The organism is Pseudomonas sp. FW305-25, from assembly GCF_017351415.1.
Lineage (GTDB): Bacteria > Pseudomonadota > Gammaproteobacteria > Pseudomonadales > Pseudomonadaceae > Aquipseudomonas > Aquipseudomonas chlororaphis.
In genome coordinates this window covers 109,910-126,908 of sequence record NZ_JACNDE010000007.1, presented here as the reverse complement: position 1 = coordinate 126,908, position 16,999 = coordinate 109,910, and the positions used below count along the sequence as shown (strand labels likewise).

Here is a 16,999-nt window from a genome sequence, read left to right as displayed (position 1 = left end):
CGTAGGAGCGAAGCTTGCTCGCAATAGCGGCGGGTCAGATACAACGCCATCGCGAGCAAGCTTCGCTCCTACAGAGGAATGACGCAAAGGCCTCCATTTTTGCAGGCGCAACAAAACCTGTAGGAGCGCAGCTTGCTCGCGATGCAGGCGCCGCGGTGCATCAGGCCAGACACCATCAGCCATAGGGAGGGTTCAGCCGCCAAAGTGATAACTCACATCCAGCCACCATTGGCGGCCGTAGGGGTCGTAGTTGCCGGTGGGGTAATACGGCCAGCCGCCGGAGTCGTCGCGCTTGACCTGGTTCAGCAGGTTGTTGACGGTCAGGCCGACGCTGGCGCGGTCGTTGACCTTGTAGCGGGCGCTGGCGTTGAACACGGTCCAGGGCGACAGGCGCCCGTCCGAGTTGCCATTGGTCACGCTGCCATAGCGGATGCCCAGCAGGGTCGCGGTGTAGTGCTGGTAATCCCAGGTCAGGCTGGCGTTGACCTTGCTGCGCCAGTCGTGATTGCTGCGGTCCACGCGCCAGTCCTGGGTCGGCGCGTCGTCCGATTCCTTGTAGAAATGCGAGAGCACCAAGGTGTAGCCCAGGGTCGAACTGAACGCCCCGTACTCCCCGGCGCCCCAGCGGATATTGCTTTTCAGGTCGAGCCCGCTGACCCGTTCGCTGGCGGCGTTGATCGCATTGATCTGCACCCGCTGCAAGCGGTTCGGGTCCACCGCGGCAGTGCCCGGGTTGCGCTGGATGCGCGCCAGCGTCGCCTGGCAGCTGGCCGAATTGATGTCCATGGCGCCACTGCGGCAGGCGTTTTCCTCTTGCAACAGGCGGTTCTGGTCGACGGTGGTCAGCAGGTCCTCGATCTGCACGCGCCAGTAATCCACCGACACATCGAAGTTGCGCGACGGCGACCAGACGAACCCGTAGGTCCAGGATTTGCCCCGCTCGGACTTGAGGTCGGCGGTGCCGCTCTGGGTGTAGTCCACCCGCCCGCGATCGCAGGCGCCCTCGACACCCTGGCTGCACCCGTAGTAGTCGATCTGGTCCGGCACATAGCCGTTGGTGTCGGCCTGGTAGATGTAGTTCAGGTCCGGGGCGCGGAAGCTGGTGCCGTAGCTGCCGCGCAGCAGCAGGCTGTTCAGCGGGCGCCATTCCAGGCCCAGGTTGTAGGTCTTCTGCTGCTCGGTGCGGCCGCTGAATTTGTACTGGTCCCAGCGCCCCGCCAGCGACGCCAGCAGGCTGTCGCTGATCGGCACGCTGAACTCGCCGCCGGCGGCATAACGCTTGCGCGAGCCACCGGAACTCTGCGCCGGGGTGGTGCCGTAGAAGCTGCCGTCGTTGAGCCCATCGTCCGGGTCGACGCGGTATTCCTGCTTGCCCAGCTCAAGGATGCCGGCGAAGCCCACCGGCCCGGCCGGCAAGTCGAACAGCTCGCCGTTGAGCGAGGCGTTGTAGCTCTGCGATACCGACTTGCTGGTCTGGGTCAGGTTGCGGCGAAACTGTCGCCACTCCTCTTCGGTCAGCGGGCGGTCAAGCCGTGAGGCATCCGGGGCGAACAGCGGATACCCGCCCTGCTCGCCCAGCTGCGGCCCCAGGTAGAAATCGCGAATAGTGGCCGACGGCGTATAGCGGGTGGTGCGCACGCTGCGGTACTCCGAGCGGTTGGCCGCCAGCTCGTAGCTCCAGGCCGTGTCGGCGATCCGGTCGGACAGGCCCAGGGTGCCGGTCCAGGAGGTGTCGCGCCACTTGCTGTTGTTGCTGGTGCGGCCGCCGACTTCCTCCTCGGAGAAACGCCGGAACCAGCGCTCCAGGTTGCCCGTGTTCCGGTTGATGAAGTCGGGCGAGGTGAAGCTCGGCCCGCGGGTGTTGTTCTGGATATGGTCCAGGCCATACATCAGGTCGGCGAAGACCTTGCCGCTGTCGCTGAAATGCCAGGTGCCGCGGGTGTAGCCGTCGTAGTTTTCCTTCTGCGTCTGCAAGGTCCAGTAATCGTTGTAGACCTGGTCGGTGGTGCAGCGCCCGCCGCTGCCACTGAGGTGGTTGGCAAACACCCCGGAGTAGGCGCCGCAGCCGGGGCCGATGTATTTGCCGCTGTCGAGGTTGCGCCGGTAACCGACGTCCAGGGCCGGCCCGCGATCCATGAAGCCGCGGTCGTCGGCCCAGATCGGCTGGCGATGGGTCAGCTCCAGGCCGAACAGGCCATCGAAATCCCCCCAACTGCCACCGCCGCTGATCTGCAGGCGCTGGTTATCGCCGCCGCCGCGCTCGGTGGTGCCGCCACGCAGGTTGACGTCGATGCCGCTGGCCTTCTCCTTGAGGATGATGTTGACCACCCCGGCGATCGCATCGGAGCCGTAGATGGCCGAGGCGCCGCTGCTGAGAACCTCGATACGGTCGATGATCGCCGAAGGAATGTTGGCCAGGTTGGTGAAGTTGACCTGGCCGCCATAGGCCGTCGGATAGTCCGCGACCCGCCGGCCGTTGATCAGCACCAGCGTGTGGTTGGGGCCCAGCCCCCGCAGGTTGAGGGCGCTGGCGGCGGGCTGGAAAGTGTTGCCGTAGTCCTCGCCCTGGGTCATGCCGGTGTTCTGCGTCTGGGTCGCCAGGGCGTCGTAGACGTTGCGGTAACCGCGGGCCTCCATCTCTTCATGGGTAATCACGTTCACCGGAGTGGCGCCGTCGGACTGGGCGCGGGCGATGCGCGAGCCGGTCACCGTGACCTTTTCCAACTGCGGGTCCGGCGCGCGTACCGGCGCCACGGCGCTGGCTTTAGGGCTGGCCTTGGCACTGGCCGGAGCATTGCGAATGGTCAGCCCCTGCTCGCTGTGCTGGGCCTCCAGGCCGCTGCCTTGCAGGGCCCTGTCCACCGCCTGCTGGCCGCCCAGGGCACCACGAATGGCCGGGCTGCGCTTGCCCTGCACCAGGTCCTGGCGGAAGGAAATCGGCACCCCGCTCTGCCGCGAGATATCCAGCAGCACCTCGTCCAGCGGGCCGGCGGCAATGTCGAAGGTGATCTGCCTGGCCTCTAGCTGCCGGGCTTCTGCCTGCTGGGCCCAGGCGGCGCTGCCACAAGCGCCGAACGCCAGGGCCAACGCCAGTGACAGGCGCGGCGGGTTGAAAAGGTTCGATGAGTGCATGGAGCGATTCCCTGTTGAATGCGGTTGCAGGGAATGAGCAGCGACTGACGGGTTTTTATAGGGTGGCGGTTAGGCCAAGGGGTTATGGGGTTATAACCGCGCCCTTCAGCGCGGCTCGATGCTGACCCAATATGGGCTGTGGTAGCTGACGCGGATCGGCAGCGAACGCTCGAGCAACTGCAGGCTGCGGTCGCTGTCGTCCAGGGGATAGATGCCGCTCAGGCGCAGGTCGGCCACCTGGGGGCTGAGGCGGATGATGCCGCGCCGGTAGCCGCGCAAGCTGTCGATCACCTCGCTCAGGGGCCGGTCGCGGGCCTCGAATACCCCCGAGGTCCAGGCGCTTTCATGGCCCTTGGCACGCTCCAGCAGCAACAGTTGCCGAGCGTCGAAACGCAGGCTTTCGCCGGCCTCGACCACCTGCCGCGCGCCACTGGCGGTGAGCACCTCGACCTGCGAATGCAGCATCACCAGGCGCGTCCAGTCCTCGCCGCGCTCCACCAGGAACTTCGTGCCCAAAGCCCGCATGCGCCCGTGTTCGGTTTCCACCACGAAGGGCCGCTGCGGGTCCCTGGCCACGTCCACCAGCAGTTGACCATTGCGCAGTTGCAACAACCGCTGTTGGGCATCGAAACAGCTCACTACCTGGCTGCGGGCATTGAGGGTCAGGGCGCTGCCGTCGGCCAGGGTGAAGTCGCGGCGCTCGCCAGTGCCGGTGTACAGGGCGCCCGCCTCGGGCAGCAGGTTGTAGCGCCGGCCGAGCAAGGTCGCGGCCAGGGCCAGGGCCATCACACTCAGGCTGCCGCCGATAAAACGCCGACGGCTCGACGGCGCATTCAGGCTGTGCAGCAGGCTGTCCCGGGACAGGTTGCGCAAGGCCTGGCTGCGCAGCGCCCCCAGGCCGCCGCCCATCAGCGCGATGATCTGCTCGTGCTGCGGGTCGGCGGCGCGCCAGTCGTGGAATGCCTGGCGTTCCTGGGCGTTCATCTGCCCCGATTGCAGGAGGGCCATCCATTGCGCCGCTTCATCCACCAGCGCCTCGTTCGCGCGCGGACGACTCATGCGTCGACCATCGCCTGATAACAGCGCTTGAACGCCTCGGCCATGTACTGCTGCACGCGACTGGTGGACACCCCCAGCTGCTGGCCGATTTCGGCGTAGGTCAGGCCGTCGAGCTGATGGTAGAGAAAGGCCGCCTTGGCCTTGGCGGACAAACCGTTGAGCAAGCGGTCCACGGCCAGCAGCGCTTCGATCACCAGCGCCCGCTCCTCGGGTGACGGGTGCACCGGCGTCGGCGCCAGGGCCAGGCTTTCCAGGTAGGCGCGCTCCAGGTCCTGGCGCCGCCAGCCTTCGTAGACCAGGCGCCGGGCGATGGTGGTCAGCAGCGCCCGGGGCTCGCGGATGGCCGCCGGGTCCGGCAGGGCCAGCACCCGCACGAAGGTTTCCGAGGCGATGTCCTGGGCGCTGTGATGGCAGCCCAGGACGCGACCCACCGAGGCGCACAGCCACTGATAGTCGCGTTTGAACATCTGCCCGATCAGTGAGTAATGAGGGTTGCGATTCGCACCCATGCCTGGCTCCCTCACAAGACAGCTCCCTCTCTCGAAATCGTCTGGCTGGTTCGGGACATTGCCGACCCAGGATTAGGGGAGCGACTGTGCAACAGGGCTGAATCTATTTGGAAGTAATTAAAAATTCACCCAGGCTAACTAACGAATATATGTAATCCGGCGCCTCGCCGCGCCGCCCGACGCACTTGATTGATCTCGGTCAGCAGGACGCCCAAAGGTCCTCTCTACTCTGGCGCCTCCATCGGCCAGGGACGGCTTTCGGAACGGCCGGCCCCGCTTCATCCTCAAGGAAGAGTCGCTATGCAATCGCTGAAGATCATTCTGCTGTCCACCGCCTTCAACGGTCTCACCCAGCGTGCCTGGCTGGACCTGCGCCAGTCCGGCCATCGTCCCAGTGTGGTGCTGTTCACCAGCGAAGAAGACGTTTGCCGGCAGATCGAACAGGCCGACCCCGACCTGGTGATCTGCCCCTTCCTCAAGGACCGGGTGCCCGAGCAACTGTGGCGCCACCCGACCCGTCCGGTGATCATCATTCACCCGGGCATCGTCGGCGACCGCGGCGCCAGCGCCCTGGACTGGGCCATCAGCAACAACCTCGAGCGCTGGGGCGTCACCGCCCTGCAGGCGGTGGAAGAAATGGACGCCGGGCCGGTCTGGTCCACCTGGGAATTCAAGGTGCCGGCGCAGGTGCGCAAGTCCGAGCTGTACAACGGGCCGGTGGCCGACGCGGCGATCTACTGCATCCGCGATGTGGTGGAAAAATTCGGCAGCGACTTCGTCCCGGTGCCCCTGGACTACAGCCAGCCGCAGGTGCGCGGCCGCCTGCAACCGAACATGAAACAGGACGACCGCAGCTTCAGCTGGCACGACAGCGCCGCCTTCATCAAGCGCTGCATCGACGCCGCCGACGGCCAGCCCGGGGTCCTGGCCAGCCTCGCCGGCGGGCAGTACTACCTGTATGACGCGCACCTGGATAGCCGCAGCGGCATCCCCGGCGAACTGCTGGCGGTGCACGACGATGCCGTGCTGGTGGCCTGCGGCGACCGCAGCTTGTGGATCGGCTCCCTCAAGCGCAAGGCCCGGCCAGGCACCGAACACTTCAAGCTGCCCGCCCGCCATGTGCTGGCCGGCCAACTGGACGGCGTGCCTCATCTGCACTGGTCGGTCGCCAGCGAGCCGTTCAGCGACGAGGCCTACCAGCCGATCCGCTACCGCGAGTCGGGCCACGTCGGCGAGCTGACCTTCGAGTTCTACAACGGCGCCATGAGCACCGAACACTGCCAGCGCCTGGTCAGCGCGCTGCAATGGGCCAAGGCCCGGGACACCCAGGTACTGCTGATCAAGGGCGGGCGTGGCGCGTTCTGCAACGGCGTGCACCTCAACGTAATCCAGGCCGCGCCGGTGCCGGGCCTGGAAGCCTGGAACAACATCCAGGCCATCGACGACGTCTGCAAGGAGCTGCTCAGCGCCCGCCAGCTGGTGGTCAGCGGCCTCACCGGCAATGCCGGGGCCGGCGGCCTGATGCTGGCGCTGGCGGCCGACGTGGTGCTGGCCCGGGCCAATACCGTCTACAACCCGCACTACAAGAGCATGGGCCTGTACGGCTCGGAATACTGGACCTACAGCCTGCCCCGCGCGGTCGGCCACGCCATGGCGCACAAACTCACCGACGAATGCCTGCCGATCAACGCTTTCCAGGCCCTGCAGATGGGCATGGTCCAGGAAGTCGGCCCGCGCTGCCCCGACGAGTTCGGCCTGTGGTTGCTGCAACGGGCCAATGCCGTGCTGACCGAACCGAAATACCAGGCCCTGCGCGAGCGCAAGGCCAACGCCGACCCGCAACTGATGCAGCACTGCCGCAACGCCGAGTTGGAACAGATGCACCTGGACATGGTGCAGAACCGCCACGGCTTCGCCGAGAAATGCGCCGGCTTCGTCTACAAGCGCAAGACCTGCTGCACGCCGCAGCGGTTGATCGAGGATTGGGCCGTGCCACAGCCAGACACCTTGAGCGCCTGATCCTCCGCCCCTGTAGCCGCTGGCGCAGCCTGCGATCGACCCGCAGGGGCGCGGCGTGTTCAAGATCGCTGAAGGCCCTGCGGGCCTTGTCGCAGCCTCGCAGGCTCGGCAGCGGCTACAGACCCAGGCTCCATGTAGCCGCTGGCGCAGCCTGCGATCGACCGGCAGGGGCGCGGCGTTCTCAAGACCGCTGAAGGCCCTGCGGGCCTTGTCGCAGCCTCGCAGGCTCGGCAGCGGCTACAGACCCAGGCTCCATGTAGCCGCTGGCGCAGCCTGCGATCGACCCGCAGGGGCACGGCGTTCTCAAGATCGCTGAAGGCCCTGCGGGCCTTGTCGCAGCCTCGCAGGCTAGGCAGCGGCTACAGACCCAGGCTCCGTGTAGCCGCTGGCGCAGCCTGCGATCGACCCGCAGGGGCGCGGCGTTCTCAAGACCGCTGAAGGCCCTGCGGGCCTTGTCGCAGCCTCGCAGGCTCGGCAGCGGCTACAGGCTGCAACAACAACGCTACCAGCGCCGTCCAGCCGGTCTGGTGGCTCGCTCCCAGGCCGCGGCCGGTGTCGCCGTGGAAGTACTCGTGGAACAGCAGCAGATCCCGGTCCCGGGGATCGGCCTGCAACTGCGCGTAGGCGCACATCGATGGGCGGCGCCCGTCCTCGTCGCGCAGGAACAGGCGGGTCAGGCGCTGGCTCAGGCTGTCGGCGACTTCCTCCAGGGACGCCAGGTAGCCGGAACCGCTGGGGTATTCCACCGAGAAGTTGTCGGCGTAGTAACGATGAAATTCGCGCAGCGATTCGATCAGCATGTAGTTGATCGGCATCCACAGCGGCCCGCGCCAGTTGGAGTTGCCGCCGTACAGCCGTGAGTCGGAATCGGCCGGCGCGTAACGGGCGCGCAACTGATGACCGTCGACCTGCAGGGCGAAGGGGTGTTCGGCGAAGACCCTGGACAGCGAGCGGATACCGAACTCGGAAAGAAACTCCGCCTCGTCGAGCATGCGCTTGAGCAAGTCCTTGGTGCGCTCGCCGCGCAGCAGTGCGAGCAACAGGCGATTACCCTGCCCCGGTTCGTTCCAGCGCGACACCAGGCTGGCCAGGTCCGGCCGATGGTGCATGAACTCCAGCAAACGCTCACGCAGCCCCGGCAGGCATTCGTGTTCATGCTGCTCCAGCACCTGCACGGCGAACAGCGGCATCAGGCCGACGATGGAACGCAGGCGCAGCGGTTCGTTGCCACCATCGGGGCGATGCAGCACGTCGTAGAAGAACCGGTCCTGCTCATCCCACAGCCCTGTGTCGCCGTTGTCCAGCCGGTTGATGGCCCCGGCGATGTACAGGAAGTGCTCGAAGAACTTCACCGCGATGTCCACGTACACCGGGTTGCGCCTGGCCAGTTCCAGGGCAATGCGCATCAGGTCCAGGGCATAGGCCGCGACCCAGGCGGTGCCGTCGGCCTGGTCCAGGGTGTAGCCCGGCGGCAAGGGCGCCGAGCGGTCGAACAGCCCGATATTGTCGAGGCCGAGGAAACCACCCTGGAACAGGTTGCGCCCTTCGGCGTCCTTGCGGTTGACCCACCAGGAGAAGTTCAGCAGCAGCTTGTGGAAGATCCGTTCGAGAAAGTCCAGGTCGCCCTGGCCGGTCAGGGCCTTTTCCCGCTGGTACACCCGCCAGCTGGCCCAGGCATGCACCGGCGGGTTGGCGTCGTCGAAGCGCCACTCGTAGGCCGGCAACTGCCCGTTGGGATGCATGAAGCGGTCTTTGACCAGCAGCAACAGCTGGTGCTTGGCGAAGCCCGGGTCGATCAAGGCCAGGGCCACCGCCTGGAAACCCAGGTCCCACGAGGCGTACCAGGGGTATTCCCAGGTGTCGGGCATGGCCACGATGTCGAAGTTCGCCAGGTGCCGCCAATGGCTGTTGCGCAGATGGGCGTGTGACGCCGGCGGCGCGGGCTGGCCGGGGTCGCCATCGAGCCAGCGGTTGACGTCGAAATCGTAGAGTTGCTTGGACCACAGCAGCCCGGCCAGGGCCTGGCGCTGCACATTGCGTGCGTCGGCATCGGCGATGCCCTGTTGCAGCGCGGCGTAGAACGCATCGGCCTCGGCCCGCCGTTGTTCGAACAGGCGCCGGGCGCTGACCTGGGGCGAGCCAGCCGGAGCAAAACGCAGGTATACGCTTTTGCTCTCCAGCCCGGCCAGCTCCAGGGTGAAGTGAGCCGCAGCGCGGGTTCCGCCGTCACGGGCAATGGCACTGGCGGAGCCTCCCAGCAGGTAGTCGTTGATCCCGTCCTTGAACGGACCGGGCGCGGCCAGTCCATCGAGTCTCGGGAAGTTGGTTTCGTTGTTGCAGAACAGCCACTCGCAACGCTCCGGCCCCCAGGCGCTGACCTGCATCGGCGAACACCGTGGATGCCGGGCCAGCAATTGCTCGCCCTCCAGGCGCAAGCTCGGCTTGCGCGAGTCGCCGCCCCAGCTCCAGGTATTGCGCGCCCAGACCTGGGGCAATACCCGCAAACGCGCCGGCTGATGAAAACGGTTGTGCACCGTGACCCGCATGAAGATGTCGTCGACCGCGTGCTTGGCGTATTCCACGGTCACGTCGAAGTAGCGATCGTCCTCGAATACCCCGGTGTCGAGGATCTCGTACTCGGTATCGTCCAGGCCGCGCCGGGCGTTTTCCCGCAGCAGGTCCTCATAGGGAAAGGCCGCCTGCGGGTATTTGTAGAGCATGCGCATATAGGCATGGCTAGGCACGCCATCGAGGTAGAAATACAGCTCCTTGACGTCTTCGCCGTGATTGCCTTCGGCGTTGTTCAGGCCGAACAGGCGTTCCTTGAGAATGCTGTCGCGCTCGTTCCACAGGGCCAGCCCCAGGCACCAGTACTGGGCCTTGTCGGAGAACCCCGCCAACCCGTCCTCGCCCCAGCGGTAGGCACGGCTGCGCGCATGGTCGTGGGGCAAGTAGGCCCAGGCATCGCCATCGGCGCTGTAGTCCTCGCGCACCGTGCCCCACTGCCGCTCGCTCAGATACGGCCCCCACTCGCGCCAGGGTTCGCAGGCCTCGCCATTGAGGCGCTGGCCTTCGACCGTTTCGAGGATGCTTGCCGCCGCTGCTGCCGTCATGGGGGTGTCCGTGAGCCATGGAGGTGAAAGCCAGTGTAGGGGCTGGTGGCGCCGGCGGCCCATGACAAATGTTTCATGGTGCGAGGCGCCAACAGCGACCCGTTGTCGCACAAAGCCCGTGATAGAGCCTTTGGCTTAAATTTCCGGCAAGACGCTCGTTATACTCGGCAACCCTTTTGTGCAAACGCGGTCCCCACGATGTTCAGCGACAACACCCTCCTGGCGAGCCTTGTGCTCTGTGTATTGGCCCTGCCGGCACAGGCCGAAGGCCTGGACCTGAGCTACCCGATGCCCGCCCTGGCAGAGGCAACGGCTAGCTCTGCAGCAGAGCAGGAGCCGACGAAATTCCACCTGAAGTTCAAGGCGCCGATCACCCTGGAGCACGCCTGCAGCGGCCCCCAGTGCAATTACGAAACCGACCCGAGCCAGCGCCATGAGCCGGAAACGGTGAACCGATGGTCGGTCGGGTTCAACTGATCCGCTTTTTTCGGCGCCTGTCATAAGGCGCCCATCACCCAGGTCCCCCGCAGGCTGAAGCTTGGCTAGGCTATAAGCATGCCCCGTGAATGCCTGGGAGGTCCGATGAACCGCGCGATCCTGAGCCCTTTGAGCCTGGCCCTGGCCCTGTTGGCCGGCTGCGCCAGCCCGCCCGAAGTCATCGACAAGGAAGCGGCGGCCATCGCCGAAGGCGTGCTGGCCTTTCGCGATATCTGCCTGAAGTCCGCGCCCTCCTTCGCCGGGGCCGACAGCGCGGCCAAGGCCTATGGCATCGCCAGGCTGGACAATGCCGGGTATGCGCGGATGGGGCTCAGGCCGGACCACAGCCTTGGGGTCCAGGTGCAGAAAGGCAAGCAATGCGCGGTGACCACGCCGTCGCAGCGGGACAAGACCCTGACCGCGCAATTTCTCAAGCTGGCCGAGCAGTTCTCCAGCACCCCGGTGGCGCAGCACCTGCCGGCGAAAATCACCCTCGACCAGCAGACCTTCCTGCTGATGCACGACCGGCGCGGCGGCGAGGCCTATGTGATGTTGAAGCAGCCCTGAAGCGCAGCGTCTTCATTCAGGCGGCGACAGGTGCGCATAGCACACCGGCGAACTGCCCTCGCCCTGGCGGCCCAGCTCGTCCTCCAGCCACTCGGCCAGCACCCGGGCATTGTTGTGCGCTTCATCGTGGGCCGAGTACACCAGGGTCAGGCGGCCCTTTTGCGCGCGTTCCAGCAACGCCCACCAATGCTCGGGGCGGGCCGCCAGTTCCTGGCGGTAACGGTTGCGGAAGGTGGCGAAATCCAGCTCGCCGGACTTGAAGGCGCGACGCAATCCGGTAGACGGCGCCAGCTCTTTCAGCCACTCGTCCAGCGGCAACCGGTCCTTGCGACAGTTGCGCGGCCACAGGCGGTCCACCAGCACCCGATAGCCGTCGTCGGGGCTTGCCGGCTCGTAGGCGCGTTTGCACAGAATCATGATTTCCTCCCGTCTATGGCAGCGCATGGCCTGCCATCAGCTTAGTGGCTGGACACAGGATGGAGGACCTTCGACAAGTGCCCCGCCGCCACTCACCCTGGTTCTGATTACGACCCTCCCACATTGAAAACGACAGCTCGCCTCCCGGACGATTGACGCAGCGGGCCCAGCCCTATTAAGTACTATTTATCCGCATTAATACGATAAATCGAAAACATGCTCAAACGACCTGTTCGCCGCAAACGCCAGAAGCTTTCCGACGTGATTGTCGAGTCGGTCAAGCGTTCCATTGTGATCAACGCCCTGCGTCCCGGCGATCGCTTGCCGACCGAGCGCGAGCTGATGGAAAGCTTTCAGTGTTCCAAGGGTTCGGCCCGCGAAGCGCTCAAGGCGCTGGAGGTCGAAGGGCTGGTCAATACCCGCACCGGCCCCAGCGGCGGCGCCTACCTGAACCAGGCCGGCACCGAACCGGCGAGCCGCGCCCTGCGCAATTACCTGCACTTCCAGCAGATGGACGGTGAGCAGGTGTACCAGCTGCGCAAGGTCATCGAGGTAGAACTGGCGGTGTCGGTGATCGGCCGCCTGAGTGCTGACGACTTTTCGGCGCTGCAGGCCAATATCGACTTCTGCAGCGCCCCGGAAGACAGCGAGGCCGGCCAGCGCGAACAGCGCATCGCCGAGCTGGAATTCCACAACCTGCTGGGCCGCGCCTGCCCCAACCCGCTGCTGAGTTTCATGGCGCAGTTCCTCAACGACCTGCTGCGTGATCTGGTGGTGCTGAAGAAGGCCTACAAGCCCAAGCGCAAGCAGTTCGACGCCGCCAACCTCGATTACCACAAGCGCCTGTTGCTGGCCTTCAAAGCCGAGGACGAAACCGCGGTACGCCAGCTGATGCACGAACACATGTGCGACGCCGAACACCATATGAGCGCCCTCGAGGGCGAGGTCACCCAACACTTCCTGCTGGAGTTCGACCACCACCATTGATAACCGCCGCACCCGCCACACACCGCTTCGCCAATAACAAAGCCTGAACACAGGCTGCTGCGCCGTTTTGCCATTGCCACTCCTGCCAATAACTAAACCAGGGAGTTACCCCATGCAGCGTCGTACGTTGTTGAAAGCCAGTCTGACCGTTGCCGCAGGCCTCAGCCTTCCGCTGGGGGTGCGCAACGCCTTTGCCGCCGAACCCTTTACCTTCTACAGGCTCAAGTCGATGTCCGGGGCCTTCGCCAGCTACGGCAAGTTCGCCGACATGGGCTCGCGCCTGGCGGTGGAGCAGTACCCGACCCTGCTCGGCCGCCCGCTGAACTACAAGGTGATCGACACCGAAGGCAACGCCGGCAAGGCGGTGCGCAAGGTGCAGGAGGCGATTGCCCAGGACGGCGCGCGATTCTTCCAGGGCTGCACCCTGTCGTCTTCGGCGCTGGCGGTGGCCAAGGAGGTGGGCAAGGTCAACGGCGTGTTCATGACCCCGGTGGGCGCCGACGAAGTCACCGGCAAGGACTGCAACGCCTCGACCTTTCGCTGGTCGGTGCCGACCTACGGCGCCATTCGCGAAACCATGGTGCCGCTGATCAAGCGCCTGCCCGAGGCCAAGCGCTGGTACACCATCACCCCGCAATACGTATTCGGCGAAGCCCTGCTGGAAGGCGCCAGACAGGTCTGCGCCGAACATGGCATCGAGCACGTCGGCAACAGCTATCACTCGTTGCAGGAACAGGAATTCTCCGGCTACCTGACCAACGCCATCGCCGCCCAGCCCGACGTGCTGGTGCTGCTCAACTTCGGCAGCCAGTCCTCCAACGCCCTGCGCCAGGCGGTCAACTTCGGCATCAAGGAACGCATGAAAGTGCTGCTGGTGTGGTCCGCCGGGCTCGACCAGTTCCAGGAACTGGGCAGCGACGTGCTCGAAGGCGTCTACCTCGGCGCGCAGTACTGGCACCAGGTCGACACCCCGCTCAACCGCGAGCTGGTCAAGCTGACCCAGGCCAAGTACGGCATCAACCCCACCTACCCGCTGGCCGCCGACTACATCGGCACCCGGATCATGCTCGACACCATAGTCGCCACCGGCAGTTTCGACGGCGCGACCGTGGCCAAGGCCATGCAAGGCCTGACGTACCAGGGCCCGACCGGCGAGGAAAGCATCCGCGCCGGCGACCATCAGGTGATCAAGGATTACTACCTGCTGCAGGGCAAGGCCACGGCCAACATGCGCGACAAGGACGACCTGGCCGAAGTGCTCAGCTCCGGGCGCTCGTTCCCGGATGTCGGCGCCACCGGCTGCAACCTGGCCTGACCCCGACCGACCTTTTCATCGCTGGCTAGAGGCAGCGGGCCGCCCGACGACAGTCGCCGGCCCCCTGTCGAGGGTACCCGCATGCTCAATCTTTACCTGTTCCAGATCCTCAACGGCCTCGGCCTGGGGATGATCTACTTCCTGATCGCGGTGGGCCTGACGATCATTTTCGGCCTGCTGAACTTCGTCAACTTCGCCCACGGCGCGTTCTTCCTGCTCGGGGCCTACATCTGCTACACCGCCGTCAGCCTCACCGGCAGCTTCTGGCTGGCGCTGCTGGTCGCGCCGCTGGTGGTCGCGGTCCTGGCCTGGGCCATCGAGCGATTATTGATCCAGCGCATCTACCACCTGCCCCACACCTTCCAGATCCTGGTGACCCTGGGCATCGCGCTGATCATCCAGGAAGCCAGCGTGCTGATCTGGGGCCCCGTCGGCAAAAGCGTCGCGGTACCGGAACTGCTGCGCGGCGTGCTGATCGTCGGCGACTTCGTCTACCCCTACTACCGCCTGTTCCTCATCGTCTTCTCGGCGCTGGTCGGGCTGGCGCTGTGGCTGCTGCTGGAGCGCACGCGCTTCGGCGCCCTGGTGCGCGCCGGCAGCGAAAGCACCGAGACCGTGTCGCTGCTGGGCACCAACATCTTTCGCCTGTTCTCCATGACCTTCGCCCTCGGCGTGGCCCTGGCCGGGATCGCCGGGGTGCTGTTCGCGCCGCTGCGTGGCGCCCAGCCCTTTGTCGGCCCGGAAATCCTCGGGGTGGCCTTCGTGGTGGTGGTGATCGGCGGCATGGGTTCGTTCAGCGGCGCGCTGGTGGGTGGCCTGCTGGTGGGCGTGGTGCAGAGCCTGATGACCACCCTCTGGCCGCAAGGCGCCAGCCTGATGATCTACGGCGCCATGGCGGCGGTGATTCTGGTCCGTCCCTACGGCCTGTTCGGGAGAGCATGAACATGAGCGAGAAAAATCCCCTGCCGTTCGCCAAGACCCAGTCGCGCGCCCTGCCGTGGCTGGTGGTCGCGGTACTGATCGGCCTGCCGCTGGTGCTGCCGTCGGCGACCCTGGCCACCGAGATCCTGATCTTCGCCCTCGCGGCGCTGGCCTGTAACCTGCTGCTGGGCTACACCGGCCTGCTGTCGTTCGGCCAGGGCATCTTCTTCGGCGCCGGGGCCTACTGCGCCGCGCTGCTGATGATCCACCTGCAGTTGGGCCTGTTCAGCGCCCTGTTCGGCGCGGCCCTGGTGGGCGCGCTGCTGGCGTTGCTGGTGGGCGCCCTGGCGATCCGGCGCACCGGCATCTACTTCGTGATGCTGACCCTGGCCTTCAGCCAGATGGCCTACTTCATCGCCTACACCCTGAGCGACTGGACCGGCGGCGACAACGGCCTGCTCAGCGTGCCGCGCCCGGAGATCCGCCTCGGCGACACCGTGCTGCTGTCGCTGGGCGACGCGCGCTACTTCTACGCCTTTGTCGCGGTGCTGTTCCTGCTGATCTTCATCGGCGCCCGCCGGGTGATCGCCTCGCCGTTCGGCAGCACGCTGATGGCGATCCGCGAGAACGAAACCCGCGCCGCCGCCATCGGCTACGACACCCGGCACTTCAAGATCCTGGTGTTCATGCTGTCCGGCGCGGTCACCGGGATCGCCGGGGCGCTGTACGCCATGCTCCTGCATTTCGTGCCGCTGTCGAACATCGACCTGGCGATGTCGGAAAACATCCTGATCATGACCATAGTCGGCGGCACCGGCTCGCTGTTCGGCTCCCTGCTGGGCGCCGGTTCCATCGTGCTGCTCGGCGAGTTCCTGTCCGACCTCTGGCCACGCTGGCTGATGCTGCTGGGGATCATCCTGATCCTGGTGGTGGTGTTCATGCGTGGCGGTTTGTGGGGCGGCTTGTCGAGCCTGTGCGAACGCATCCGGGGGCCACGCAAGGCGGCCCTGCCGACCGAGGAGAAACTGTCATGACGCAGTACCTGCTGCAAACCCAGGACCTGGAGCTGGCCTATGGCGCCTTCCACGCGGTCAACGGCGTCAACCTGAAGGTCGAGGCCGGCACCATCCACACCATCATCGGCCCCAACGGCGCCGGCAAGACCAGCCTGTTCCACTGCCTGACCGGCGAACGCCAGGCCACCGCCGGGGCGATCCTGTTCAACGGCAAGAACATCATCAAGAAACCGGCCCACGGCCGGGTCGGCCTGGGCATGGCCCGTTCGTTCCAACTGACCAGCCTGTTCCAGAACCTCAGCGTGCGGGAAAACCTGCGCCTGGCCGCCCAGGGCCGCGATGGCCTGGCGGCGCTGAACTTCTGGCGCCACGTCGACAGCCGCCGCGAACATCTGGAGATGGCCGACCAGGTGCTCGAACGCCTGCAACTGACGGCACGCGCCGACACCCTCGCCGGCGAACTGTCCCACGGCCAGCAGCGGGTGCTGGAAGTCGGCATGTCGATCTGCTCCAGGCCGAAACTGCTGATGCTCGACGAGCCGACCTCCGGCATGGGCATCGACGACATCCCGATCATGACCCAACTGATCAGCGACCTGGGCCGCGACCACACGGTGCTGCTGATCGAACACAACATGAGCATCGTCATGTCCATCAGCCAACGCATCACCGTCATGAGCCACGGCCAGATCCTGGTCGAGGGCACACCGCAATTCGTCCGCGCCGACGAGCGCGTGCGCATCGCCTACCTGGGAGAAGCCGCCTGATGCTGACCGTCGAGAATATCCATTCCTACTACGACAAGAGCCACGTCCTCGAAGGCGTCTCGCTGCAGGTCGACGCCGGCGAGCTGGTGACCCTGCTGGGGCGCAACGGCGCGGGCAAGACCACGACCCTGCGCAGCATCCTCGGGATCATCTGCCCGCGCCAGGGGCAGATCCGCTTCAACGGCCAGGAGCTGGTGGGCAAGAAGATCTTCGAGATCGCCCGCCAGGGCCTGGCGCTGGTGCCGGAACACCGCGGCATCTTCCGCCTGCTCAGCGTCGAGGAAAACCTGCGCATCGCCCAGCGCAAGAGCAGCCGCTGGCAGCTGGAGGATGTCTACGGCATGTTCCCGCGCCTCAAGGAGCGGCGCAAAAACGCCGGCCACGCGCTGTCCGGCGGCGAGCAGCAGATGCTCGCCATCGCCCGTGCCCTGCTCAACGATCCCAAGCTGCTGATTCTCGACGAACCCACCGAAGGCCTGGCCCCGGTGATCGTCGACGAGCTGGTGAAGATCCTGCGCAAGATCAAGGACGACGGCCTGCCGGTGCTGCTGGTGGAACAGAACCTGATGGTCTGCGACAAGCTCGCCGACCGCCATTACGTCCTCGAACAGGGGCGCGTGGTCTACCAGGGCAGCGCCGCCGACTTCCGCGCCGACCCGAGCATCAAGAACCGCTACCTGGCCCTGAGCGCCTGAGGGGA

The 16,999-nt window shown here is 65.8% G+C and carries 14 protein-coding genes; 9 read left to right on the top strand and 5 right to left on the bottom strand.

All coding sequences use genetic code 11. The features are described 5' to 3' along the window. Positions 1-192: 192 nt before the first annotated feature. The 3 genes from J4E58_RS09520 to J4E58_RS09510 form a co-directional block, all read right to left on the bottom strand. The gene (locus tag J4E58_RS09520; RefSeq protein ID WP_087091533.1) at positions 193-3,132 is read right to left on the bottom strand and encodes a TonB-dependent receptor; all 2,940 of its coding nucleotides are present in this window, start codon (positions 3,130-3,132) and stop codon (positions 193-195) included. A 105-nt stretch (positions 3,133-3,237) separates the two neighbouring features. Next, on the bottom strand, positions 3,238-4,191 hold the full coding sequence (locus tag J4E58_RS09515) for a FecR domain-containing protein (RefSeq protein WP_087091534.1): 954 nt from the start codon (positions 4,189-4,191) through the stop codon (positions 3,238-3,240). Next, a complete protein-coding gene (locus J4E58_RS09510; protein ID WP_007921828.1) occupies positions 4,188-4,700 on the bottom strand; it encodes a sigma-70 family RNA polymerase sigma factor in 513 nt (170 codons plus the stop codon). The genes J4E58_RS09515 and J4E58_RS09510 overlap by 4 nt, the downstream gene beginning before the upstream one ends. Before the next feature lie 300 nt (positions 4,701-5,000). On the opposite strand from J4E58_RS09510, the gene J4E58_RS09505 reads away from it, so the two are divergent. Further along, complete coding sequence (locus J4E58_RS09505) at positions 5,001-6,719, top strand: hydrogenase maturation protein (protein ID WP_087091535.1); 1,719 nt, start codon at positions 5,001-5,003, stop codon at positions 6,717-6,719. Between the two features lie 425 nt (positions 6,720-7,144). On the opposite strand, the gene J4E58_RS09500 is transcribed toward J4E58_RS09505, so the two are convergent. After that, complete coding sequence (locus J4E58_RS09500) at positions 7,145-9,832, bottom strand: MGH1-like glycoside hydrolase domain-containing protein (protein ID WP_087091536.1); 2,688 nt, start codon at positions 9,830-9,832, stop codon at positions 7,145-7,147. Between the two features lie 198 nt (positions 9,833-10,030). Here J4E58_RS09500 and J4E58_RS09495 point away from each other — a divergent pair, with 198 nt between their 5' ends. Continuing rightward, positions 10,031-10,309 (top strand): hypothetical protein, encoded by a 279-nt coding sequence (locus J4E58_RS09495; RefSeq protein ID WP_087091537.1) that lies wholly within the window; start codon positions 10,031-10,033, stop codon positions 10,307-10,309. A 105-nt stretch (positions 10,310-10,414) separates the two neighbouring features. Further along, positions 10,415-10,876, top strand: coding sequence for a hypothetical protein (locus J4E58_RS09490; RefSeq protein ID WP_007932333.1), 462 nt, complete (start codon positions 10,415-10,417; stop codon positions 10,874-10,876). A 12-nt stretch (positions 10,877-10,888) separates the two neighbouring features. On the opposite strand, the gene J4E58_RS09485 is transcribed toward J4E58_RS09490, so the two are convergent. Beyond that, positions 10,889-11,293, bottom strand: a complete 405-nt coding sequence (locus tag J4E58_RS09485) for a DUF488 domain-containing protein (RefSeq protein WP_087091538.1) — start codon at positions 11,291-11,293, stop codon at positions 10,889-10,891. 216 nt (positions 11,294-11,509) lie between these two features. Between J4E58_RS09485 and J4E58_RS09480 the strand changes: the two genes are divergently transcribed. From J4E58_RS09480 to J4E58_RS09455, 6 genes are all read left to right on the top strand, one after another. Continuing rightward, positions 11,510-12,280, top strand: coding sequence for a FadR/GntR family transcriptional regulator (locus J4E58_RS09480; protein ID WP_087091539.1), 771 nt, complete (start codon positions 11,510-11,512; stop codon positions 12,278-12,280). 112 nt (positions 12,281-12,392) lie between these two features. Further along, a complete protein-coding gene (locus J4E58_RS09475) occupies positions 12,393-13,595 on the top strand; it encodes an ABC transporter substrate-binding protein (protein WP_087091540.1) in 1,203 nt (400 codons plus the stop codon). A gap of 81 nt (positions 13,596-13,676) precedes the next feature. Beyond that, positions 13,677-14,537, top strand: a complete 861-nt coding sequence (locus J4E58_RS09470; protein WP_087091541.1) for a branched-chain amino acid ABC transporter permease — start codon at positions 13,677-13,679, stop codon at positions 14,535-14,537. A gap of 2 nt (positions 14,538-14,539) precedes the next feature. Next, positions 14,540-15,550, top strand: coding sequence for a branched-chain amino acid ABC transporter permease (locus J4E58_RS09465; RefSeq protein ID WP_087091542.1), 1,011 nt, complete (start codon positions 14,540-14,542; stop codon positions 15,548-15,550). Next, on the top strand, positions 15,547-16,299 hold the full coding sequence (locus tag J4E58_RS09460) for an ABC transporter ATP-binding protein (protein WP_007932340.1): 753 nt from the start codon (positions 15,547-15,549) through the stop codon (positions 16,297-16,299). The genes J4E58_RS09465 and J4E58_RS09460 overlap by 4 nt, the downstream gene beginning before the upstream one ends. Further along, on the top strand, positions 16,299-16,994 hold the full coding sequence (locus J4E58_RS09455) for an ABC transporter ATP-binding protein (RefSeq protein ID WP_007932342.1): 696 nt from the start codon (positions 16,299-16,301) through the stop codon (positions 16,992-16,994). Before J4E58_RS09460 ends, J4E58_RS09455 begins: the two co-directional genes overlap by 1 nt. The last annotated feature ends 5 nt before the right edge of the window (positions 16,995-16,999 follow it).